The sequence below is a fragment of the Paradesulfitobacterium aromaticivorans genome (assembly GCF_054657415.1).
On the sequence record NZ_BAAHYT010000010.1, the window covers coordinates 2138246 to 2160903 of the forward strand.

Annotated in this window: 23 protein-coding genes; 19 read left to right on the plus strand and 4 right to left on the minus strand. The window is 45.4% G+C overall.

Annotated features, from left to right (window positions below; genetic code table 11):
• Nucleotide 1: 1 nt before the first annotated feature.
• From ACYQ2N_RS16270 to ACYQ2N_RS16285, 4 genes are all read left to right on the plus strand, one after another.
• Nucleotides 2–727, plus strand: coding sequence for an ABC transporter ATP-binding protein (locus ACYQ2N_RS16270; protein WP_460000381.1), 726 nt, complete (start codon nucleotides 2–4; stop codon nucleotides 725–727).
• Entirely contained in the window at nucleotides 724–1470 is a 747-nt protein-coding gene (locus ACYQ2N_RS16275) for an ABC transporter permease (protein WP_460000382.1), read from the plus strand. Before ACYQ2N_RS16270 ends, ACYQ2N_RS16275 begins: the two co-directional genes overlap by 4 nt.
• Before the next feature lie 359 nt (nucleotides 1471–1829).
• Nucleotides 1830–3644: a thiamine pyrophosphate-binding protein gene (locus tag ACYQ2N_RS16280; RefSeq protein ID WP_460000383.1), complete on the plus strand. Its 1815-nt coding sequence runs from the start codon at nucleotides 1830–1832 to the stop codon at nucleotides 3642–3644.
• Between the two features lie 120 nt (nucleotides 3645–3764).
• Nucleotides 3765–4544 carry a hypothetical protein gene (locus tag ACYQ2N_RS16285; RefSeq protein ID WP_460000384.1) on the plus strand — a complete coding sequence of 260 codons (780 nt, stop codon included), beginning with the start codon at nucleotides 3765–3767 and terminating at the stop codon, nucleotides 4542–4544.
• A 499-nt stretch (nucleotides 4545–5043) separates the two neighbouring features.
• Here the strand turns inward: ACYQ2N_RS16285 and ACYQ2N_RS16290 are convergent, their stop codons facing one another.
• The 3 genes from ACYQ2N_RS16290 to ACYQ2N_RS16300 all read right to left on the minus strand — a co-directional run bounded on the left by ACYQ2N_RS16290 (nucleotide 5044) and on the right by ACYQ2N_RS16300 (nucleotide 7105).
• The gene (locus tag ACYQ2N_RS16290) at nucleotides 5044–5520 is read right to left on the minus strand and encodes a DsrE/DsrF/DrsH-like family protein (RefSeq protein WP_460000385.1); all 477 of its coding nucleotides are present in this window, start codon (nucleotides 5518–5520) and stop codon (nucleotides 5044–5046) included.
• A gap of 107 nt (nucleotides 5521–5627) precedes the next feature.
• The gene (locus ACYQ2N_RS16295) at nucleotides 5628–6374 is read right to left on the minus strand and encodes an aminotransferase class V-fold PLP-dependent enzyme (protein WP_460000386.1); all 747 of its coding nucleotides are present in this window, start codon (nucleotides 6372–6374) and stop codon (nucleotides 5628–5630) included.
• Nucleotides 6375–6424: 50 nt separating this feature from the next.
• Nucleotides 6425–7105, minus strand: a complete 681-nt coding sequence (locus ACYQ2N_RS16300) for a SanA/YdcF family protein (protein ID WP_460000387.1) — start codon at nucleotides 7103–7105, stop codon at nucleotides 6425–6427.
• Between the two features lie 140 nt (nucleotides 7106–7245).
• Between ACYQ2N_RS16300 and ACYQ2N_RS16305 the strand changes: the two genes are divergently transcribed.
• The 14 genes from ACYQ2N_RS16305 (at nucleotide 7246) to ACYQ2N_RS16370 (ending at nucleotide 20854) form a co-directional block, all read left to right on the plus strand.
• Entirely contained in the window at nucleotides 7246–8211 is a 966-nt protein-coding gene (locus ACYQ2N_RS16305) for an ATP-dependent DNA ligase (protein WP_460000388.1), read from the plus strand.
• Nucleotides 8212–8315: 104 nt separating this feature from the next.
• Complete coding sequence (locus tag ACYQ2N_RS16310) at nucleotides 8316–8939, plus strand: UbiX family flavin prenyltransferase (protein ID WP_460000389.1); 624 nt, start codon at nucleotides 8316–8318, stop codon at nucleotides 8937–8939.
• A gap of 76 nt (nucleotides 8940–9015) precedes the next feature.
• Nucleotides 9016–9882 carry a decaprenyl-phosphate phosphoribosyltransferase gene (locus ACYQ2N_RS16315; RefSeq protein ID WP_460000390.1) on the plus strand — a complete coding sequence of 289 codons (867 nt, stop codon included), beginning with the start codon at nucleotides 9016–9018 and terminating at the stop codon, nucleotides 9880–9882.
• A 289-nt stretch (nucleotides 9883–10171) separates the two neighbouring features.
• Nucleotides 10172–10702 (plus strand): 2-oxoacid:acceptor oxidoreductase family protein, encoded by a 531-nt coding sequence (locus tag ACYQ2N_RS16320; protein WP_460000566.1) that lies wholly within the window; start codon nucleotides 10172–10174, stop codon nucleotides 10700–10702.
• A gap of 5 nt (nucleotides 10703–10707) precedes the next feature.
• The gene (locus ACYQ2N_RS16325; RefSeq protein WP_460000391.1) at nucleotides 10708–10953 is read left to right on the plus strand and encodes a 4Fe-4S binding protein; all 246 of its coding nucleotides are present in this window, start codon (nucleotides 10708–10710) and stop codon (nucleotides 10951–10953) included.
• Entirely contained in the window at nucleotides 10953–12137 is a 1185-nt protein-coding gene (porA, locus tag ACYQ2N_RS16330) for a pyruvate ferredoxin oxidoreductase (RefSeq protein ID WP_460000392.1), read from the plus strand. Before ACYQ2N_RS16325 ends, porA begins: the two co-directional genes overlap by 1 nt.
• A 34-nt stretch (nucleotides 12138–12171) precedes the next feature.
• Entirely contained in the window at nucleotides 12172–13080 is a 909-nt protein-coding gene (locus ACYQ2N_RS16335) for a thiamine pyrophosphate-dependent enzyme (protein ID WP_460000393.1), read from the plus strand.
• A 22-nt stretch (nucleotides 13081–13102) separates the two neighbouring features.
• On the plus strand, nucleotides 13103–14530 hold the full coding sequence (locus ACYQ2N_RS16340) for an SLC13 family permease (protein WP_460000394.1): 1428 nt from the start codon (nucleotides 13103–13105) through the stop codon (nucleotides 14528–14530).
• 162 nt (nucleotides 14531–14692) lie between these two features.
• Complete coding sequence (gene buk / locus ACYQ2N_RS16345; RefSeq protein ID WP_460000395.1) at nucleotides 14693–15796, plus strand: butyrate kinase; 1104 nt, start codon at nucleotides 14693–14695, stop codon at nucleotides 15794–15796.
• A gap of 56 nt (nucleotides 15797–15852) precedes the next feature.
• Nucleotides 15853–16761, plus strand: a complete 909-nt coding sequence (locus tag ACYQ2N_RS16350; RefSeq protein ID WP_460000396.1) for a phosphate acyltransferase — start codon at nucleotides 15853–15855, stop codon at nucleotides 16759–16761.
• Nucleotides 16762–16806: 45 nt separating this feature from the next.
• Nucleotides 16807–18237 carry a non-oxidative hydroxyarylic acid decarboxylases subunit C gene (locus ACYQ2N_RS16355; protein WP_460000397.1) on the plus strand — a complete coding sequence of 477 codons (1431 nt, stop codon included), beginning with the start codon at nucleotides 16807–16809 and terminating at the stop codon, nucleotides 18235–18237.
• A gap of 53 nt (nucleotides 18238–18290) precedes the next feature.
• The gene (locus ACYQ2N_RS16360) at nucleotides 18291–18527 is read left to right on the plus strand and encodes a non-oxidative hydroxyarylic acid decarboxylases subunit D (RefSeq protein WP_460000398.1); all 237 of its coding nucleotides are present in this window, start codon (nucleotides 18291–18293) and stop codon (nucleotides 18525–18527) included.
• A gap of 175 nt (nucleotides 18528–18702) precedes the next feature.
• Entirely contained in the window at nucleotides 18703–19479 is a 777-nt protein-coding gene (locus ACYQ2N_RS16365; RefSeq protein WP_460000399.1) for an IclR family transcriptional regulator, read from the plus strand.
• A 103-nt stretch (nucleotides 19480–19582) separates the two neighbouring features.
• The gene (locus ACYQ2N_RS16370; protein WP_460000400.1) at nucleotides 19583–20854 is read left to right on the plus strand and encodes a hypothetical protein; all 1272 of its coding nucleotides are present in this window, start codon (nucleotides 19583–19585) and stop codon (nucleotides 20852–20854) included.
• Nucleotides 20855–21010: 156 nt separating this feature from the next.
• On the opposite strand, the gene ACYQ2N_RS16375 is transcribed toward ACYQ2N_RS16370, so the two are convergent.
• Nucleotides 21011–21973: a phosphatase PAP2 family protein gene (locus ACYQ2N_RS16375; RefSeq protein ID WP_460000401.1), complete on the minus strand. Its 963-nt coding sequence runs from the start codon at nucleotides 21971–21973 to the stop codon at nucleotides 21011–21013.
• A gap of 198 nt (nucleotides 21974–22171) precedes the next feature.
• Between ACYQ2N_RS16375 and ACYQ2N_RS16380 the strand changes: the two genes are divergently transcribed.
• Complete coding sequence (locus ACYQ2N_RS16380) at nucleotides 22172–22600, plus strand: Hsp20/alpha crystallin family protein (RefSeq protein WP_460000402.1); 429 nt, start codon at nucleotides 22172–22174, stop codon at nucleotides 22598–22600.
• The last annotated feature ends 58 nt before the right edge of the window (nucleotides 22601–22658 follow it).

Genomic DNA, 22658 nt, shown 5'->3' on the forward strand with positions numbered 1-22658 from the left:
CATGACAGTTGTTTCTATCGAACATTTGACAAAGCAATACTCCAACCGTCGCGGGATTAGGGGTATTTCTTTTTCCATCGCTGAAGGACAAGTGCTGGGACTGCTTGGACCAAACGGCAGCGGGAAAACCACAACCATGAAGGTGATGACCGGATTGCTGAAACCTGACAGCGGAGAGGTACGTCTATTTGGGATAGATCCCTTAGAAGATTGTCCTGCTGTCATGGCGAAAACCGGGTGTATGATTGAACAGCCAGGATTATACCTGTACCTGACAACAGAACAGAATTTGCGTGTGGTCAGCCGGTTTTACCCTAACCTTGCTCCCGGCAGAGTGGATGAGATGCTGGAACTGGTAGAGTTGTCCCGGTATCGCAATGAAAAAGTCCAGAAATTTTCTATGGGTATGAAGCAGCGTCTGGGTTTTGCTATGGCGCTCTTGCCTAATCCCGAACTGCTGATTTTGGATGAACCTACTAATGGAATGGACATCGGAGGGACTGCCCTTGTTCGGGATATCTTGAAGAAGGAAACGGGTAAAGGCTGTGCCATCCTGATTTCCAGCCATCTGGCACACGAAATGGAACAGCTCTGTACCCATGTAGCTGTGATGGAGGAAGGAGCGATGCTTGACAGCGCCCCTGTTGAAAAGCTGATTAAAGAACATGGCAGCGTAGAACAGTATTATCTTTCGATCACAAACCAGAGAAAGGAGAAAAACAGATGAGTCTTTTACAAATGATCTGGCGCTGCACAGAGACTGAATTCGTTAAAATCATCTCGCAAAAAAAGTATCGGGTAATGGTATTCCTGACAGCCCTCTTACCAGTAGCTTTGGCGTTGATTCATACTCTTCCCGGCAGTCTGATCCAGTTTTCCATGGGAAAATTCCCTTATACAATGCTCTCTGTCGCAACCTATTTTCTGATTCCTTTGACAGCTTTTATGATGGCATCCGACCTGTTTGCGGGAGAGCAAGAACGCGGTGAACTGAAAATCATGCTCACAAAACCGGTCAGCCGTATTTCCGTATCCTTGGGGAAATTTTGGGCCATGCTGCTTTATCACGTAGTGATTTTAGCTGTATTATTGGTGCTATCTTCAATTATCAGCATCTTGGAAGCTGGATTTGGAGCCTCAAATCTGCTTTCCGTATGGATAGCATATAGCCTGACCCTTGTACCGGCTATGACGATTTGTGCCATGGCATCACTGGTTGCTACTTTGACTCATACCAGCACAGCCAGTTTTTCTATCTGTTTGCTGGGCTATCTGGGGACGATGGTTGTGGGGCTGGTGTTTTCGGGAATAGCTCCAGCATTATTTACCAATTATTCTTCAATTTATAAAATGGTAATCGGTTCAAGTATTCCAATTGCCCAGCTTCTGTTCGGAATAGGAATTCTCTTGGGATACGGAATGATTTTTATATCTGCACAGATCATGATTTTTGAGAAAAAAGAAAGCTAAAGGAAATCATGGGAAAGCAAAATAATTAGGCACAATTGCAATATCACATGATGTGAATCGGGAAAACATCTATTGCGCTAGAGGTCTTGAGACGGATCAGGAACAGGGGTTATTATACTGTTTTGTAGACTTGTTTCGTGATAACAACTACTTTGAAGGATGGTCTTAAAAAATAACAGGATCAGCAAAATTAACTGCTAAGGTCCAAGACCTAGAAATTGCATTGGGCTTACCTTCAGAGATTTGACGAATTTCAAGAAGTCATCCGGCTTGGCGGTGACGAGACACAAGGAGGTGATATAAGACATACATGTCATTATTGCTTAATTTAGAATCTTTATGAGTTTAGGAGGTTTGCTATGATTTACACAGCTGACAAAATTGGCAAATATAAGGGCGCTGAAGTTGTAGCAGAATACATGCTCAAAGAAAAGATTCCTTACATGCTGGGCTACGCCGGTCACGGGGCCATAGGGCTTTTGGATACATTTTATGACAAACAAGATCAGATAAAAATCATCTGGCCACGTATTGAGACAGCAGCAGGTTTTATGGCTGATGCCTATTTTCGTCTAACCAGAGTACCTCTTCCTGTTTACGTTTCTACAGGACCAGGCCCGGCTCTTTCAGCAGCCGCAGTGGCTAATGCCTATTATGACTCCTCTGCCTTTCTGCTAATCACCGGGCAGGTAACCACCGACCAGTTCGACACTGGCGCGCTCCAAGAGCCGTACCGGCAGCATCCCGCGGATTTCCCCTCTGTGATTAGAAGCTATGTCAAGCACAGCTATCAAGCAACTACCGTTCATCAGATCGCTCAGTTCTTGCCCAAAGCATTTAAGCTAATGCAGACGGGCAGGCCCGGACCCGTTCACATTGAGGTTCCTTATGATGTTTATCAGACCGTAGGTGAGACGGTGGTTCCGGACCCTGAGGATTGGGCAGATTCTATTTCCTGGCGTCATGGTACTGAGCCGGTTGTCATTTCCGTGATTATGAAAAAGCTAAAGGAAGCCAAACGTCCTTTAATTCTGGCCGGTGGCGGTGTACACGTTTCCGGAGCCAGGGACGAATTGCTAAGATTTGCCGAGGCAGTAAAAATTCCGGTTTACACATCATTAATGGGTAAAGGCGCAATGGCTGACAATCATCCGCTGCATCTTGGAGTCTGCGGCTGTTGGGGACACTATCCAGCCGTGGAAGCGGCCCGTAATGCGGATGTAATTCTCGCCTTGGGTTGTCGATTCTCTGATTTACATACTGCTTCGTGGCAGCCTGGTTTTGCTTATAATATTCCAGCTACTAAGCTGATCCAGGTTGACATCGACCCAAGTGAAATTGCCAGAAATTACCCTGTAGATCTTGGTGTTGTGGGTGATATCAAGGTGGTTCTTACCCAGCTGATTGAAAAGGCTTCAGCAGAAGGCTTCAAGGGAGATTATACTACATGGTTTGAGGAGCTGGGAGGTTACAAAAAGGAATGGGAAGACTTTGTAACTCCATACGAGACCAATGATGAAAGCCCCATTGACCCTAGACGTTTGATTTTTGACATTCGAAAGGTGGCGCCAAAGGACGCAATTATGTTCTCAGATGTTGGCAACAACCAGCCTTGGATAGAGGAATTCTGGAGCTCCGAGGTACCGGGAACCCACTTCACGGCCGGCGGTTTCGCTGCCATGGGCTTTGGTGTAAGCGGTGTTTTGGGTGCCAAGCTGGCAAGGCCGGATACTACCTGTATTAACGTCTGCGGAGACGGCGGCTTTCTCATGATGCCTCATGCGGTAGCCACAGCAGTACAGTATAATTTGCCTGCTGTCTGGATCATCATGAACAACTACGCCATCGGAGCCATTCGCGACCTGCAGAGATTTTACTTTGGCGGACGCCAGATCGGTACCAACTTTGAGAAATATGAAGGAAAAAAATATCACGGAGGCGAGCTTTGGAACCCTGACTTTGCAGCAATGGCCAAATCCATGGGTGGCGAGGGCATACGCGTAGAAAAAGCAGCGGACATTGCACCTGCAGTGGAGCAAGCAATCAAGAGCAATAAACCTACGGTAATTGATGTAATCATCAATAGACATACTGCGGTACCGCTAACCAGCACATGGCAGATGCCACCAATTCCACCGGCACTGCCAACTTTCGGACAGATTAAAATCAGATAAACAGGTTTTACCCTTCAAATTCAATTAAGTCTAAGGACCTGGTGAAAACACATTTACGAGTCTTCGCCAGGTCATTTGTCTTGGCTTTAACCATTTGAGAAAGATGAGAGGAAAAATACGATGGTTTCATTAGAAGCACTAACAGATTATCTTCAGAATGGTAATCCTTATCCCTGTCTCAGTGTGCTGGAAGCAGCATTGGCCTCCGCCCGGTATACCCCGGAGAAATTGATCCCGGAACCGCTTTTGCAGGATTTGGCCCAGTGTTATGGTGAGGATATCATTAGGAAAGAAATTGACTGGCTTTCCAAGGAGGGAATACTGACTGGGCAAAGCGAGAAAGATAAGGTCACCGGTTTACGATTCGTGAACGTTGAGACAGGGAATTCCATAGCAACTCTTATAGATCAGTTGATAAGTAGCATGGAGCTGCAGCTGCTGGACAAAAGGATGACTGCCGAAACTTTTCTGGTGCAACTGGTCTCTTATTTAAAAAGAGAGATATCGGAGCTTGTACTAGATACATCTGATGAGCCCACAAAATATACGTTGTACTGGCAGAAGGAAAAATATGAGCTACAGCTGGCACTTTCTCCAATCTGGCTTCCAGTTACTGTAGGGGATGACAGGGAAGCACGTTCCCATCGTGTACTATTTGGTCCATTTGCGGCTCAAGGCTGGGAAAAGATGCATAAATACTATGCCTACCCTCAATTTCGTAGTTATACCGCCTGTTATGATCCCTGGAACTGCCAGAAAATGAACATCAGCAAGGGCAGACTTTTTCCTTTCGTGGACTGGTTCTTTCGAGATGTATATGGGCTTAAATTTCTCATTCCCCAACCGTTCGCTGAAGCCCTTCACAACATCGGCCTGCTGCGATATAACGATGAAAAATAGCTTTATGCAACGTAAGCATAAAATTGTCCCACCTCTAATAAGGTGTGAACTAAATCAAAACTATTTTATAACACGGTAGATAAGAGGTTTGCGTTTTTGCAAGGGGAAATTCCCCATTATTGCAAAGTGTTTTCCCAGGTACCAGTGGCAATTTTGTATTTTGGAAAAGAATAGACGGCTATCTAGCGTATGGGTTAAGGTCCTACAATGTCAAAACTGGGCAGCCCGTTGGCCACGTCCACTTCCACTCTGATTAAATGGGCTTGCAGCCCGATAACCGACATCCCGAATACTGATGCAAACATGCTAAGCACCCCCAAAGCTTGGAATTCGACCCAAGCCGTGGGGTTTCCTGCTTTTTTAGGGAAATTTTAATATTCAGGATATATAATGTATAGGGATAATTAGCGCCTGACAGGAGAAAATTCTGTGCAGCCGATAGTTCCGTTTGGACATGAATGGCGTTGCCTAAAAATAGTTCAGATTCGGCCTAAGCCGACTAGATAAATAATTGTAAATCTGATTCCAGAGCATCTTGGAGATATTCCTTCGCAGTGATAATTTGTACCTCTGGAAGTAACTCTTCTTTCTTGAACCCCATCACATCTACTGAAAGCTTACAAGCATAAAAGGTTATTCCTTTTTTCCGTGCTCCATTTAGAAAATCGGTCAAGCTGGGAGCTTCGACATCCTTCATCATTTCCTGCAACATTTTCTTACCTAATCCGGCCATATTCATTTTGGACAAAGGTAAATCCTCAAGTCCATTAGGAGTAAATACTTCAAACATTTTGGCAAAAGCTGTTTTATCATCAAGAGTCATCTTTTCTGGATCGCGCAGTAAGCATAATCCCCAAAAAGAGAAGAACATAGTTGCGTCCAAACCCATGTCTTTGGCTGAATTTACCAGGATCAGGGCTGCAAGTGCTTTATCATATTCACCGCTAAACATTAGGATGTTTAATTTTTTAGCCACTACAGGCACCTCCTGAAATAGTTGAAAAAAGTTTTAAGTAATCAGTAGCCAAATTAGTTTTTGTAGAAAGGGCTATAAATTATTCAGCTTATTATATCGATGGCATCTCATAGGCTTAGCTTTTCAGGGTTTTGCACAGAAGTTCCTATTGATTTACGTGTTATACGTTTGCTTATTCGCTTTTCCGCTATGTTTGCCAGTGCCCTGAGACAAGTATCGATATCTTGCAGGTTATTGTATAGGCCAAAGCTGATGCGCACCATGCCCGGCCTAGGCAGTGACGGGTTTTTGACATGACGGGCCAGTTCAGTCGCTGAAATGCCTAATAACTTTTGTACATAGGGCTGGGCACAGAAACAGCCGCTCCGCACCGCTATGCCTGCTTCTGCAGCCAGCATTTCGGCTACTGCCTCGTGGTGAATGTCTATGATGTTAAAAGGTATTACGCCGATTTGGGCGTTGCCAGGTAAGGGGCTAGTGTAAAGCTGGAGGCCCGGAATCTTATGTAAACCGGTCAATGTATATTCTGTTAGACGTCGTTCAAGCTCCATGATTTTATGTATGCCGATTTCCTTGATGGTCTTAATTGCCGCTACTAAAGCGATAACTCCTATCACATTAGGAGTGCCGGCTTCTTCTTTATGGGGTGGTTCATCCCAAATTACCGTATCGGTAGTGACCATACGAACTGTGCCGCCGCCGGAATATTCCGGGGCACCGCGAGTAAAGGTTTCTTTGGGTCCGATAATCACCCCAGTACCGAATGGGGCGTATAACTTATGGGCGGAAAAGGCCAGATAGTCAATATGTTGCTCAGTGCGCTGTCCTTTAAAGTTGACAGGGCAGTGTGGCACTAACTGGGCTACAAGCGATTTAATAGTTAAGATAGGCCAAAAGAAAGAGTTTATTGTTTTTGATCGTTGGTTAATCTTCCGTCCCCGCTGATAGGAATGGCCTCCCCCAGAAAAGTTGGCTTAGGTCTTAGGACGTTGACATAGAGAAAGTCTTTGTTGCGCGCGGCGATTTCCCGTAATTCATAGGCCTCTATGCCCCGGTATATATGCTTGTCCGCAGCAACTCCGTATGCTTCCAGGCCGAGGTTTCTGGCGATGTAAATCGCCCGCATGAGATGGTATCTCTGGGTGACGATAACCACTTTGTTCACCCCGAAAATCTCCTTGGCCCGGTAAAGGCTCTCATAGGTAGAAAACCCGGCATGGTCCATGAATATATCTTGATTCGGGATGTTTTGCTTGTCCATGATGTATTTTTTCATAGAGTTTACTTCATTATATGTTGTGCGCCCATGGTCTCCGCTTACAAGAAACTTAGCTTTACTTTGCGCATGAACTTCTAAAGCGGTGTCCAAGCGGTCCTTTAGCATGTCTGAGGGCTGCCCGTTAGGGGCTACATACGCTCCCAAGACAAGAATAGCATCTGTTTGGGGCACACTGTCAGCATCCAAAATGTATTTGGATGAAAAAGACTGAACATGGTAGTTGATGAGAAGCACTGTGGAGCTGGCGATGGTGAGCAGAACAGCGACAGCGAGAACAACGAATTTGAGCTTCTTTCTAAATAACATAAGTTAGTTCCTTTCTCAGTCAACTATAAGTTCTGAATTCCGGCTAATTTAATTATAGGGCAATAAGTATGTTTAACAAAGAACTAATTTCGTAGATCTTTGGATAAGATAACCAGATCAGACCGACAGGAGGTATCCCCGTGCAGCAGCCAATCGTTCCGTTTGAGCCCGTGCTTGCGCAGAAAATTCCCCAGGGACAACAGTGGGTAGCTCAAGTTAAGTGGGATGGGGTTAGGGTATTAACTTATTACGATGGTGAAAGGGTTCGTCTCTTTAACCGTAAATTGAACGAACGGACCATGCAGTTTCCCGAATTAACAGAGATTAAGCGTTACTGTGGGGCTTCATCTGTTATCCTGGATGGGGAAGTCATCGCATTGGACAAGGGGAAGCCCTCTTTCTATAAGGTAATGAAGCGTGACGGAATTAGAAGAGAAAAAAATGTGGAGCAGGCTCGCCGCCAGACTCCGATAATTTACATGGTGTTTGACGTTATCTATTACAACGGAAAATGGATTACGGACGAGCGTTTGGAAAATAGGCAGTTCATACTTAATAAGATCATAAGTGCACACGAGGATATCCAAACGGTAGAGAACTTTGCAGCAGGAGCAAGTCTGTTCGAGGCCATAAAAGAGCAAGGAATGGAAGGAGTCGTGTGTAAGGATCTAAACAGCTTTTACCAAATAGACGGCAAGGATGAGCGCTGGCTCAAAATAAAAAATTACCGCGACATTGTCGCAGTGGTTGGGGGATATACTCTACGTGGAGAAACTGCGAACGCCCTGCTCTTAGGTCTTTATGACGAACAACAACGGTTTTGGTACATAGGGCATGCCGGTACCGGACGGCTTACCCATGAAGAATGGAGGCACCTGACCAAGATCCTCCGTTCTGTGGGCGTGGCTGAGAGACCGTTTGTTAACAGGCCGGAGCGGAGTGCCGATGCCCATTGGGTGCTCCCGGAACTGGCGGTGAAAATTCAGTATGCGGAATGGACTCCGGGGAGCGGGTTAAGGCAGCCGAGCATTCAGACATTTGTAGAGGTTAATCCCAAAGCGTGCGTGTTCACAGACGGGATATATCCCGTGGGCACCAAGCATTAATAATGGAGTTACTAGATGAGTGCATTGTCCGCAAGTGGAATTTTCGACTATTGCGCAAGTAATAGGAATAGGGGTATATTATGGACAAAGAAGGGGGGCCAGAGATGCCAGAAGCCCAGCATAAGCTAAGAAGATCCTTAGCTTTAGGAACTATAAATAATCGAAAACGTCTTATCGTAGCCATGACCGGGGCCAGCGGGGCGCTTCTGGGAGTGGAACTGCTCAAAGAAATGAAGAATTTTCCCCGCTGGGAAACCCACCTGGTAATTTCCAAAGGAGCGGAACAGACTCTAAGCCTTGAGTGCAATCTTACTCTTAATGATGTCTCCAACTTCGCGACCCAGACCTACGATGCCGCCGATATCGGTGCCGGGCCGGCCAGCGGGACCTTTCGCGCCGACGGCATGGTGGTTATTCCGTGCAGCATGAAAACAACGGCAGGGATAGCTAACGGTTTTGCAGACAACTTGGTTCTACGCGCTGCAGATGTAACCATCAAACAAAGGCGGCCTTTGGTATTGGTGGCCAGGGAGGCTCCTTTCAGCCCTATTCATTTGGACAACATGCTTTCTTTAGCGCGTATAGGAGTCACTATTTTGCCTCCGGTCCTTACTTTTTACCATGCACCGTCAACGATCGATGACATGGTCAAACTAATCATAGGAAAAGTCTTGGACGTTTTTAACCTAGAAATGCCGGGATTTAAACGTTGGGGGGAGCTTGAATGAGTTTTTCACTATAGATGTTTAGATGTATAATGTTTAAGTTGCTTCAGATTAATTCTATGTAAGAAAGGCGATTCTCTTGATCAACTCTCTTTGGCGTTTGCTCCGGCCTTATCAATGGTTGAAAAATTCATTTGTACTTGTTGGCTTAATCTTTTCCAGGAAGTACTCTGACCCAGGTATGCTCTCCTTGGTATTAATGGCAGCCTTGGCATTTTCATTTGTCGCCAGTGCTGTTTATGTCTTAAATGATATCTTTGACAGGGAGCAGGATCGCCTGCACCCGCAAAAACGCTTGCGTCCGCTGGCTGCCGGGGATATCAGTGTACGGCAGGGGTTCCTGATATTTTCTTTGGCTCTGGCCCTGGGACTGGCCCTGGGTTTCACGGTATCACCGGCTCTCACAGGAATTTTGTTAGTTTACCTTCTGCAAAATATTGCTTATTCCCGGCGGCTTAAGCATGTGGTAATCCTCGATGTATTCTTAATCGCCCTTGGTTTTATGCTTAGGATAATGGCCGGTACATGGGGAGTTGGGATTGAGCCTTCGCGCTGGCTTTTGCTCTGCGGGTTGATGCTGGCTTTGTTTATGGGGTTTGGCAAGCGCTGGGCTGAACTTCAGGATCTTGAATCAGGAGCGCAGCAGCATCGGGCCGTACTCGACAGTTACAGCCATGTTCTTTTGGACAAAATGATGGGGATTGCCGCCAGCGGGGTCATCATAACTTACAGTTTGTATACTGTTGATGATAGTACTGTCTTGCAGCATGGTACGGATGAGTTGATTTATACTGTCCCGCTGGTGATTTACGGGGTTTTTCGTTACCTTTACCTTTTACATGAACGCGGAGTCGGCGGGGACCCGGCCCGTCTGGTTCTTAAGGATTCTCATATTCTGATCGTGGTCTTGCTATGGCTGGGGAGTGTTGTCTGGATTTTAAGGTAATTTCGGACAATCTGAGGTCATTTTGAATAAGTAAATGTCTTAGAAAAAGGATGGCTGAGTAAAAGCCATCCTTTTTTTGCATGGTACGCCTCGTGCGGACGGAATGACAGAGTACAACTACAAGCGCACCTGAGGGGCACGTTGAGATGTTCGAATCCTGTCGAACGCCATACTTTTCTAGTGGAAATAGGATTGATTTTTGGTTATGACAGTCGTATAATAAATACAATGTATTATAATAAAATACACAGTATTACAATATGATACGAGGTGATGAAAATTGAAAGAGATGCGGTTTCATGGTAGAGGAGGGCAAGGGACGGTTCAAGCAGCGCAACTCCTTGCCAAAGCGCTTGTAAAAGACGGTAAATATGCTCAATTTATTCCGTCTTTCGGAGTGGAACGCAAAGGCTCGCCGGTGTTTGGTTTTTTCAGGGTTGATGAGAAGTCTATCAGGCCTAAAACTCAAGTGTATTATCCTGATGTCATTGTAATAATGGATGATACCTTGATCGACCAAGTGGACGTTTTCGGCGGAGCTAAGGAGAATACTTCTGTAATTATTAACACTCGTAAAAATCTTAGTGATTTGGGTGTGCCGGAGACAATTAAGCACGTTGCGACCGTGGATGCTACCAGAATTGCAAGGGAAACAATCGGTGTTGAGATTCCGAATACTGTAATGCTTGGAGCCTTAGCAAAAGTTGAGAATCTTAACTTTGCCACCCTGGCTGAATTTGTCGCTAAGCAATTCGGCGAGAAGAATGTGCAGGCAGCTACAGTTGGGTATGACAAGGTCGAGTTTGGTGCAAGGGGGTAGTTGAGGTGAAAACACCGGTCGGCGATCAAGGGCTATATATTCTTAATACTGCGGTATGGAGGACTTTTCGTCCTGTAATCAATAAAGATCTCTGTACCAACTGCGGTATATGTTTGATTTATTGCCCTGTAAATTCAGTGCGTAAAATTAACGGCTCAATCGAAATGGATTTATCTTATTGTAAAGGGTGCGGAATTTGCCGCGAAGAGTGCCCGAAAAAAGCTATAGAGTGGGTTGAGGAGGTGCGCTAATGCCCAGAATTGATGCTTTAACCGGAAATGAGTGTGTTGCTCAGGCGGTTAAACTCTGTAAACCTGACATTATTGCGGCCTATCCGATTACGCCGCAGTCATCAGTGGTTGAAAAGCTGGCTGGGATGATAGCTAATGGCCAGTTAGAGTCACAAATGATGGATGTAGAATCCGAGCTTTCGGCGATGAGTGTGCTTAAAGGCGCAGCTATGGTCGGCAAAAGGTTATTCACGGCCACAGCCGGACAAGGCCTGGCCTTGATGTATGAACCGTATTTTAGTATGTCCACGTCACGTTTGCCGATGGTCATGGCGATTGCCAGCCGGGAAATGATTTCTCCGGTGACCGTATGGAGCGGACTGCAGGATGCTCATTCTGTGAGGGATGCCGGTTGGCTGCAGGTGTATGCGGAGGATAACCAGGAAATTCTGGACACAATTATCCAAGGATATATGATTAGCGAGCATGAGGATGTCTTAATCCCAATTAATGTTGTTTACGATGGCTTCTTTCTTTCCCATCAGACAGCAAGAGTTGAGATTCCGGACCAAGAGCTTGTAGATAGTTTTCTTCCTCCTTATTCATATCAACCTTTGCTCGATGTTAACCGCCCGCAGGTTGTTGATCCAAATACCACCGGACACCTAATGATGGAATATCGTGAAGATCACTTGGAAAGTATGAAAAACGCTCTAACGGTGATTGATGAGGTTAATGCCAAGTTTGCAGGCGTGTTTGGCCGCAATTACGGCGGCGTAATCGACACTTACCGCATTGAAGATGCGGAAGTTGTCCTCGTGACCATCGGCGCGATGACTGGAGCAGGAAGGGAAGCGGTAGATCTCATGCGCGCCAAGCATATTAAAGTGGGTCTTTTGAAGATTCGGAGCTTACGACCGTTTCCGTCAGAGAAAGTCGCAGAAATATTGAAAGGCCGCAAAGCGTTTGGCGTGGTGGATAAAAGTGTCTCATTCGGCTGGTCAACAGGGTTGGTCTATCAGGAGGTGTTGGCTGCAGTAGGTAGGGCGCGTCTTGACATTCCGTCCGTATCTCTCATTGGCGGTCTTGGAGGTACAGATATCAGAATCGAGCACATGGTAAAAGCTATTGAATTTATTCACCAAAGTGCTCAGACAAATCAATCGTGTGCTGAAGCAATCTGGCTAAAAGAGAGTCTGGTTTAAGACTGCAAGGTAGAGAAAGAGGTGAACGAGAGCAATGAACGTAGTAGATTTATTGGCACAAAATGAAGACTTGGTATCTCCGGGCATGTCAGCTTGCCAAGGGTGTGCCGCCGAACTCTCATTACGGGCTGCCCTCAAGGTCTTCGGAGAAAAAACAATCGTAGGAATTCCGCCTGGATGCATGGCAGGAGCAGGCGGAGGAGGCTGGGACAAGCGAGCTGGCTTAAAAGTGCCATCGACTATGCCTCTGTTAGACAACGTGGCTTCCCTCATGGCGGGAATCAAAAAAGGCTACACGTATGAGGATGATGTCAATGTTGTGGCTTTCGCGGGAGACGGAGCTACCGGGGACGCAGGGCTGCAATGCCTTTCGGCAGCGGCTGAACGCAAGGAAAACATTATCTATATTTGCTACGACAATGAAGGGTATATGAACACGGGATTTCAGAAAAGCGGGACCACACCTTATGGTGCCAGCACTTCTACAACTCCGGTTGGCAGTGTAGGGAACGGGAAACTAAATTTCAAAAAGGACGTCCCGATGATGATGGCAATTCAAGATGCTGCTTATGTCGCGACTTTGTCTCTTGCTCATATGCCTGATTTCATTAACAAGCTGCAAAAAGCGAAAGAAGTTAAAGACGGGTTGGTTTACCTCCACATTCTGAGTCCTTGTCCGAGCGGATGGGGAACAAAGCCTGAGTTTAGCATTAAGTATGCGCGTTTAGCAGTCGAAACGAGAAATTATCTCCTTTATGAATACCGCAACGGCAAATTTACAATTTCTAGCCCCACAAAAAATATTAAAGAACCAAAACCGATGAAAGAATTTATTGCTGGGCAGAAACGTTTTAAACACCTTAAGGATGAGGATATTAAAGTCATAGAAGCTTATGCTCAAAGCAGATGGCAACTTTTGCAGAAGTTAGCCGGACAAGTCTAATAAATTGTAAGGGGGATGCACAGTGATTGTTGAAACCAAAAACAACGCAATTCCCAAAGAAAAAGGCAATTATACTAAACTTCTGATTGCCGTAATCGCCATAGGAGTCTATATTCTCTTAACCAACATTCCGACCCCTGCAGGCTTAACACCGCAAGCGCAGAAAGCTCTGGCCCTAATGCTCTCTGCAGTAATCACATGGGTGTTTGAAGTCATCCCTATCGGTATCGCTGCGCCCCTGTTTGTCATGCTCATGGGTTTTCTCGGGATTGTTCCGATGAAAGATGCAATGGCTAACTTTACGATTCCAACGATCTTCTTTATCATGGCGACTTTCATCATTGCTGCCGGATTTATCGGTTCAGGACTCGGCAATAGAATTTCCTTAATGGTGAGTTCTATCTTCGGTTCCCGTGCAGACAGGGTTCTGCTCAGCTTCATGCTTCCGACTGCGGTTATCTCAAGTGTGCTGGCGGATATTCCTACTGCTGTGATCTTCTCCGGCATTGCCTATACTCTTTTGAAGAAAAACGACTGTACTCCCGGCAAAAGTAATTTTGGAAAAGCCATAATGATTGGAATTCCAATTGCAGCAGCTATCGGCGGGATAGGAACTCCCGCAGGCAGTGGGATAAACGTTTTGGCCCTCTCTCTGCTTAAAAATACCGCTAAAATAGAAATTAACTTTCTTCAATGGACTGCTATCGGTTTTCCAATGGCTATTTTACTCACCTTGGCTGCCTGGTATATCATTTCGAAAATGATTCCTCCCGAGTTTGAATATGTCAAAGGCCTGGATGACGTAGCCCAAGCCCGCAAAGATTTAGGACGTCTTTCTTCGCAAGAGAAGAAGTTTATGGCTGTTTTCGGAGTTACCCTGGCGCTTTGGTTCACTCAACCTTGGAATCATCTCGATGCAGCAGTTGTAGCAACAATTACTGCTGCAGTTTTCTTCCTTCCGGGCATTAACCTCACAACTTGGGAAGAAGTTAAAGGTAAAATCGGCTGGGATGTGTTACTGCTGGTGGGCGCTGCCAACAGCATCGCTATGGCTATATTTAATCTTAAAGGGGCTGCCTGGCTTGCGAACTCAGTGCTTGGCGGCATGGGAGGAGCTAGTATAATTGCTCTGCTTTTTTCGGTTGCAGCTTTTGGTATCTTCTCACACTTGATTATCCCAGTTGCAACCGCAGTGCTCGCGGTGGCAATCCCGGTTCTGTCCGTGCTGGCTGTCAAAATTGGTGTAAATCCAGCCCTCCTGGTTATCCCGATTGCGTTTTCCGCTTCTGCTGTGTTTCTTCTTCCTTTAGACCCGATTCCGCTTACGACGTTTGAATATAAGTACTGGAAGTTCTGGGATATGATGAAGCCAGGTTTCTTCATCTCCCTCGTCTGGCTTGTACTGTTGGTAATCTTCATGTATGGAGCCAATGTAATCGGTCTTATCTAGTACGATTTCCTTAGAAGATGTTTGCTTTGGAAATAGAATAATCTAAGCTGCATGAGGCGTTTACCATGCCACTTTCAAAGATGGTTGCTTCCCCATGCAGCTTCTGTTTGGTTTAAGAAAAGCAACATGGTTTTTACAGTTTAGCAGAAGGAGAGATGGAGAGTGGCTTACAATATTTTGGCTTTGAATTTAGGGTCTACTTCTACTAAAATTGCTTATTTTGAAGATGAAAACTGTCTGTATCGGGAATCTTTGTCTCATTCTGTAGAAGAATTAAATATATTTAGCAATGTCCTCGACCAGTATGAATATCGTCTAAATGCTGTGAGAAACTTTTTAGAAAGTCATGGAATCAACGAATTCAAGCTTGACGCCGTTGTAAGCAGAGGCGGGCATACTCGTCCCATTGAGAGCGGAGTTTACCGTGTTAATGGAGTGATGCTTACGGAAATAAAAAGCGGACAGCATGGAAGGCATGCCTGTGACTTGGGAAGTCAGATCGCCTATGAACTGGCTGGGGAAACAGGAGCGCTGCCTTTGGTAGTCGATCCTCCTGTTACAGATGAATTCGAACCTTTGGCAAGGTTGTCAGGATTGCCGCAAATCCCAAGAATCAGCCGTTTCCATGCTCTAAACCAAAAGGCTATAGCCAGAAGGTGCGCCCGGGATCTGGATCGCTCTTATTCGGATTTAAGACTGATTGTTGTCCATATGGGCGGCGGCATTTCCATCAGTGCTCATAAATATGGAAGAATGATTGATGCGAATAATGCTTTAGACGGGGACGGACCGTTTGCGCCCGAACGTTCAGGCGGGCTCCCGGCTCGTGGTCTGGTCGATATTTGTTTTTCCGGTCAGTATAGCAGAGAAGAAGTTTACAAGCTCTTGAATGGTAGGGGAGGGCTTACTGCTTTCTTGGGTACCAGTGATGTGCGGGAAATCGAAAGACGGATTGATGAGGGAGATGAGCAAGCAAATTATTATCTTGAAGGAATGAGTTATCAGGTTGCCAAGGAAATTGGCGCAATGGCTGCAGTGCTTGAAGGAAAAGTCGATGCCATCGCAATCACCGGAGGGATCGCGCACTCTGCAAGGGTAGTGGGTTGGGTTAAACAGAGAGTTGAATTTATTGCTCCAGTTTATGTTTATCCGGGGGAGGACGAAATGGAGGCTTTGGCTTTGGGGGCTTTGCGGGGATTAAAGCAAGAGGAAGAGATTAAGGTGCTAATTGCTGATGCGAATGACTCAGTTTCGGCAGCAAAGTAGCAGATTGATCCTAAAATGTTCGCGCACGCTTAATTTAAGCTAAAGGAGAAACGATCATGCTAACTTCATTTAATGAAATGCTCGAACAAATTAAAGTTCAAGGAATTAAAAAAAAGCTGGCAATAGCGTCTGCAGAAGATGAAGATGTGTTAGCCTCTGTCTTGGAGGCTTACGATAAGGGGATTGTTGACCCTGTTTTTGTTGGCAATGAGGATGTTATTAAGCAAAAAATATTCTCTTTAGAGCGGGACCCGGCAGATTTCAAAATTGTTCATTTGCCCGACCCGATTACTGCTGCAAGCCATGTGGCGCAGGGTGTTGCTAACGGCATCTACGACATTCCGATGAAAGGGCTCTTGCAGACGGCTCAGTTTTTGAAGGCCCTGCTTAACAAAGAGTTGGCTTTGATTCCGCCTGACAACCTGATCAGTCAGGCTTCAGTAGTGGAATTTAAGAAAGAAAACCGTCTGATGATTGCCAGCGATTGTGCGATCAATATTTCTCCGGATCTGGGTCAAAAGAGCAAAATTATTAAAAACTCTATTGGTCTGGCTAATAGTCTGGGTGTAAAAGAACCAAAGGTAGCGATTCTAGCTCCATTGGAACTGGCTAATCCGGATATTCCGGTAACAGTCGAAGCGGCGATTTTGTCGAAAATGGCTGATAGGGGACAGATAAAAGGTGCTAAAATTGACGGGCCTTTGGCCTTGGACAACGCCATTTCCCAGGCTGCAGCTCAGCATAAGGGAATTAGGAGCGATGTTGCCGGCCAAGCTGACATTTTAATAATGCCTGACTTAGCTGCAGGGAATATTTTTCACAAGACGCTTACCCATATCGCAGAATTGCCGACCGCGGGAATCGTTCTGGGAGCAAAATGTCCGATTGTGATGACTTCAAGAACAGACTCTCTCGCAGACAAGTTTAATTCGATTTTGACTGCCGTAATACTTGCGGCTAAATAGTGTACAAGTGCTTCAACCAGAACTGAAATTGGAGGAGATCAGGGAATGGCTTTCCGCAATTTGCGTGAGTTTTTGGCCAAACTCGAGGAAGAAGGCCAGCTCGTTCATATTCATGATGAAATTATGCCCGAACCGGATATTAGGGCAGTAGCCAGGGCTGCAGGGGATTTACCGAACGGTCCGGCTGTTATGCTGGATAATATTAAAGGATACGGGGGCAAGTCAGTCGTTCTTAATGTGCATGGTTCCTGGGCTAACCATGCCTTGATGTTTGGGATGGATAAAAACACCAGCCCTAAAGAGCAGTTTTTGGAGTTGAGCAGACGCTGGGACAATTATCCCGGACAAGTGCAGTATGTGGATAATGCGCCCTGTCAGGAAGTTGTGGTTACAGAAAATATTAATCTTTTTGAGCTGATTCCTCTGTACCGTATTAACTCTTATGACGGCGGTTTTTATTTTTCTAAAGCATCCATCATTTCGAAGGATCCGGATGCCCCGGATAATTTTGATAAACAGAATGTAGGCACTTATCGCCTGCAGGTTCAGGGACCGGATATTATCGGGATGCAGGCACTTGCTTTCCACGATATTTCTATTCAATTGGCAAAGGCTGAAGAGCGCAATGAACCGCTGCCTGTTGCCATAGCCTTAGGAGTAGATCCTGTCTTGACTTTTATGGCCAGTACTCCCATTTTATACGATCAGTCTGAATACAAGTTTGCTTCTGCGCTAAGTGGAGTTCCTCAAGAGCTTACTAAGGCTGTAACGGCTGATTTGGATGTGCCGGCAGGAGCAGAGTATGTTATCGAGGGGGAAATCTTGCCTAGGCAGAGGTTTCCGGAAGGACCGTTCGGGGAGTTTCCCGGGAGCTATTCCGGAGTGCGTCGCCAGGTCCGGATTAAAGTCAAGGCTGTCACCCACTGTAAAAATGCAATTTTTGAAAACCTCTATATCGGACGGCCCTGGACTGAGGCTGATTATCTCATGGCCCTAAACACCAGCGTCCCGCTTTATCGTCAATTGAAGGAAACCATGCCGGAAGTTGTGGCTGTAAACGCAATTTATCAACATGGGCTGACAGCGATTATTGCCACTGCCAACCGCTTTGGCGGGTATGCGAAGTCGGTTGCTTTCCGCCTCTCTTCCACTCCGCACGGTATATCCTACTGTAAGAACATTATTTTAGTGGACGCTGACGTCGACCCGTTTGACTTAAATCAGGTAATGTGGGCATTATCCACCAGAGTAAGAGCAGACAAAGATGTCATAGTTATTCCAAACACTCCGGGCATGCCGCTTGACCCTTCCTCCGATCCGCCTGGCATGAGCAACAAGCTTATTATTGATGCTACAACTACGACAGCCCCGGATCACGTCATGCGCGAAGTTAGAATGGTTGACAGAATCGAAAAGGCTTCAGCTTATGAAAAGATTATTTCCGGGCTGCAGACTGCGATTGCTGGCGGACGTTAAGGTGGTAGCAGAGTCAAGCAATAAATTCAGCATAGGCAGAGGAGGATTTTGCAGTGAAATGCGTGCGTTGTCTTCATGATACAGCGAATAAGCTGACAGTAGCTCCGGATGGCAGCGGGGCTTGGGAAATATTTGGTTGCAGCCGTTGCTTTTTTACATGGAGAACGACTGAGGAAGAAGAAGTAATTAATCCGGACAAGCGTGACCCGTACTTTCAGCTCGATGGAGTTGAAATAGATGACTTAATGGTTCTTGTGCCAGTTCCGCCATTGCGCAAAGGATATAAATAGCTGTATTATATGTATTAAGGGTCAGGCAAAAACCTGGCCCTAATTTTATATACAGACGCTTAATGATGTGGCAGATCTCATTAAGCCTGATCCATTTAAAAAACATGCTGTCTCTGGCTCGTCGGCTTTTGGCAATTACTAAAACTTAAGATTGAAGGTGATCATAATGGAGGGCATGAAAAACAGCACAAAGTACCTTATTCATTCAGTGGAAAAAGCCTGTGATATTTTGCTCGCTTTTGACGAAGAAAACCTTGAGTATGGAGTGACTGAACTCAGTAAAAGACTTAACTTGACTAAAAGCACTGTACACAAGCTGCTCCTTACTTTTGAACATAAAGGATTGATATTTCAGAATCCGGACAATGGCAAATACAGCCTTTCCCTGAAAATATTCCAGCTTGCCAACCTTTACCTCGATAAGCTCGAGGTCAAAAATGTCGTCAAACCATATATGGAGAGATTGTCGGAAAAGTTTAATGAAACTGTTCACTTCGCAGTACTTGATGAAGACGAAGTTGTCTATATCGAGAAAATTGAAGGGAAACAAGCAGTTAATATTTACTCACGCATTGGGCGCCGCTCCCCCCTGCACTGTCCGGGGGTGGGAAAGGCCATCTTGGCCTGTTTGCCACCTGAGCAGGTTCAAAGAATAGTGGTGCGGAAAGGGTTAAAAGCTTTTACTCCGTACACTATCACTGATATTGAAGCTTTGCAAGCTGAGTTGAACAGGATTAGAGCAACTGGATATGCGATCGATAATGAGGAATACGAAGCAGGGATAAGATGTGCAGCTGTTCCCGTGAAAAACAGCGAGAATACACTGATCGGGGCAATTAGTGTAACAGGTCCGGCCAACCGCATGACGGATGAGCGTTTGCGTGAAATTGCCAAGGAACTTTTAGCGGGTGTGGATGAAATTAAGCATAAGTTAGTTAATAAAACGTTGTAAGTTTGTGGCACAGTTTTGATTTGGGTAAACTGCAGAGGCGTTGTCCTGGAAAATGGTCTGGAGAACATAGGGTTTAGAAATTTGTACTTGGACGTGATTATATATGTCAGTATTTAGGATGGGCAGGGACAAGCGTTTTTACAGAGTTGTACTTGTCCTTTCTTTTCTTTTAAGCGTGATTTGGGTCTTGGTCGTGGACACAATTCCCGTGTCTGATTTTAATTATTACCATGAACTTGCACAGCAGATTGCTCAAGGAGGGCAATGGGGGGACACCTACACAACAGTAGGGTATTCAATCGTACTGGCTTTTTTCTATAAGCTATTCGGTGTAAATTGGTATGTGGCTGAAGTATTAAATTTAATGTTAACCTTTGCTAACAACCTGTTATTGCTTAAAGTCCTGGAGTATTCCCGCTTGCGGGAGGGAGTGCGCAGAGCGGTATTTGTCTTTTTTGCTCTGTTTCCGGCGGTAATTTACTATAACAGTCTTGTTGCTACGGAAATCATGTTCACCACGGTGTTGCTCTTGACCACCGTTGTTTACCTGAGTTCAATAAGGTATAAGTTTCTCCTGTTGGGAGTGCTAACAGCAGTAAATACCATGATAAAGCCCTTTTTTATTCTCTATTTTCTAGTGATTTTTCTGACAGAACTGCTCGCACGCCCAGACGACAGCCGATTCTTCATGAAAATTTTCGTCAGGGCTCTCACTAGAGGTGCGATTATTCTAGTTATATCTTTGTTCGTGCTTTCCCCCTGGCTTTACCGCAATTACCACTTAAATGGCGAGTTTACCTGGGTGTCCAATAACGGCGGAATTGTCCTATATATCAATAACAACTCCCAGAACAAGCACGGGGGCTGGATGCCGGCAGATAAGGTGGAAAACTCACTTGTAACTACTCCTGAGTATATCAAGGCCAATTGGACACTGAAAAACAAGATGCTGTCCCAAGCGGCCAAGGAGTGGATTTTTACCCACCCGCGGGAATATATAAGTTTAGGCATAAAAAGACTTGTTCTTACTTATAAAGGAATGGGAGATGATATTAATTTTGCCTTTAACGGCAGCTCCGTAAGCCCGGAGAAGCAAACTTTCCTGTATAGCATCAACGAAGCAGTGCGCATGCCGGTTTTTTTGCTGGGAGTATTTTCGATTTTGGTTCATTCTCTGCTTTTACTCTTCAAACTGCTCAAAAAGGAAAAAACAAGCAGCTTTGAGAGCTACTTGTTAATTCTCTTTTACATGTTTGCGGGGACATATTTTCTTACCGAAGGGCAAAGTCGTTATGCTTTTCCTACGTTGTGGATACTCATCTATTTCTTGTGGCAGGTACCGAAGCTGTTCAAGCTAACGCGCTTGCCGCAGTAAGGAAGGCAGTATCAGGCGAGAATGGTTGAACTGTACACGAATTATCTGCCATGATGCGCAAGTGTCGCAGTATGGATAGAGAGCTTGTGCCCTAAGAAAGCGCAGTGTGCTGACAACGCACATTGGGTTGTCAACACATAGTAGGTTAACGGATGGTTATGCCGTGTATTTGTCTGAGTTTTGATAAGAAGGCAGGACAGTCTTTTCTCGATAATAGTACAAGTTTCGAAGATAGGCAGGAATCCAGTTTTCTACCTTGACCAAAATCAAATTCACGAGCTTGACCGTGGCAAAAGCGAACAACATGCCGGCAAGGACGTCAATCACCCAGTGAATTTCTAAGTACATGGTGGAATAGACGACACTGAGGCAGAAAAATCCCCAGACCCATTTGAAGAGGCGGTTTTTCTCCTCCAACACCACCAGAAACATGGCAAAGGCGATTGAGGTATGCATGGAAGGGAAACAATTCAAGGTCACCCCGGCGGCAGCTTCTGGGGACAGACCCCGGGCCATACCGTCAGGATGTCCGAGCACGTACCATACTTCCTGAAGGTGAAAGGTCAAATAAAAGGGCGTAATCAGAAAAACCTGGAATATATGAGCAGAGAGGAGATACTTAAGCATCTTGCGCAAGTCTTTGGCGATAATAGCGCGGTAAATAGGCACAAGCGCCGGAAGCACAAAGCCATTGGCGTACACCTGGCGCATGAACTCAGTAAACCAGTCGCTCTGGAACACGCGGGTAAAAGCGGCGTCGTTCAAAGGGATACGCTGAAAGAGAACATTAAGGTCGATGACAATTTTTTGATCCATCTGCCAACTGAGCATTTTCCCCCACATGTCATAGCCATGAACGGTCAAATACTGTATCGCCAGAAATATCGGAACAGCTGCCATTAAAAAAGGGAGCCATTTAACATCATGGCGCATATCAGATGACGCTGTAAAAGCTGCCAAGGCAAATACGAATAACAAGACTTTATAAGCTATACCGACTTGTTCTTGGAAGGCTGTAAGCAGTGCATAGAACAGAAACAATAATCCTAAAAAATAATGATAATATTTGTTAAAAAATTCCCAAACCTTTGTGCGTAATGGAACGGCCTTAGCTAGCATTTATTCTATAGCCCCTTAACATTTAAGTAATATAAGACTTAAAGTAAACTATTTGCCACTCTTTTGCCACTCTAAAGATAATATTACAAAAGACCCCAAAAGGGAATAGGCTCAGACCTGGAATAAATTGAAAAAAAGTATGATTAAGCAGGGAAACAGCCATACTAATCATGAAATTGTGCAGAAGAGGTGAGAAGTATGGCTTTGATTCCTTATGATCCTTTCCGCATGCTTGATCCCATTTGGGGGGAAATGGACCGTTTTTTTCAGCGTCGGGACCGGTCAGCTCTGTCTGAATGGCTGTACCGCGTTGATGTCGACGAGACTTCGGATAAAGTAATCGTAACGGCGGAAATTCCGGGAATTGAGAAGAAAGAGGATTTAGACATTTCCATTGATGAAGATCTCCTCACTATTCGCGGTGAAATTAAGCGCGGTACCCAGGAGGAGGGCAGATTAACGCGCTTAACAGAACGTTATTATGGGCAGTTCTCACGCACAATTAATTTGCCTACTCCGGTTAAAGCCGATGGAGCCCATGCCAGTTATAAAAACGGAATTCTTGAGTTAAGCTTCCTTAAAGACCAGCATCCTGCCGCTCGCCGGATTGAAGTAGATTTCCATTGAGATCAACGTATTCATGGGTGTTATAAAAAGCAATCTTGCATAAGGATGACAAAGAAGG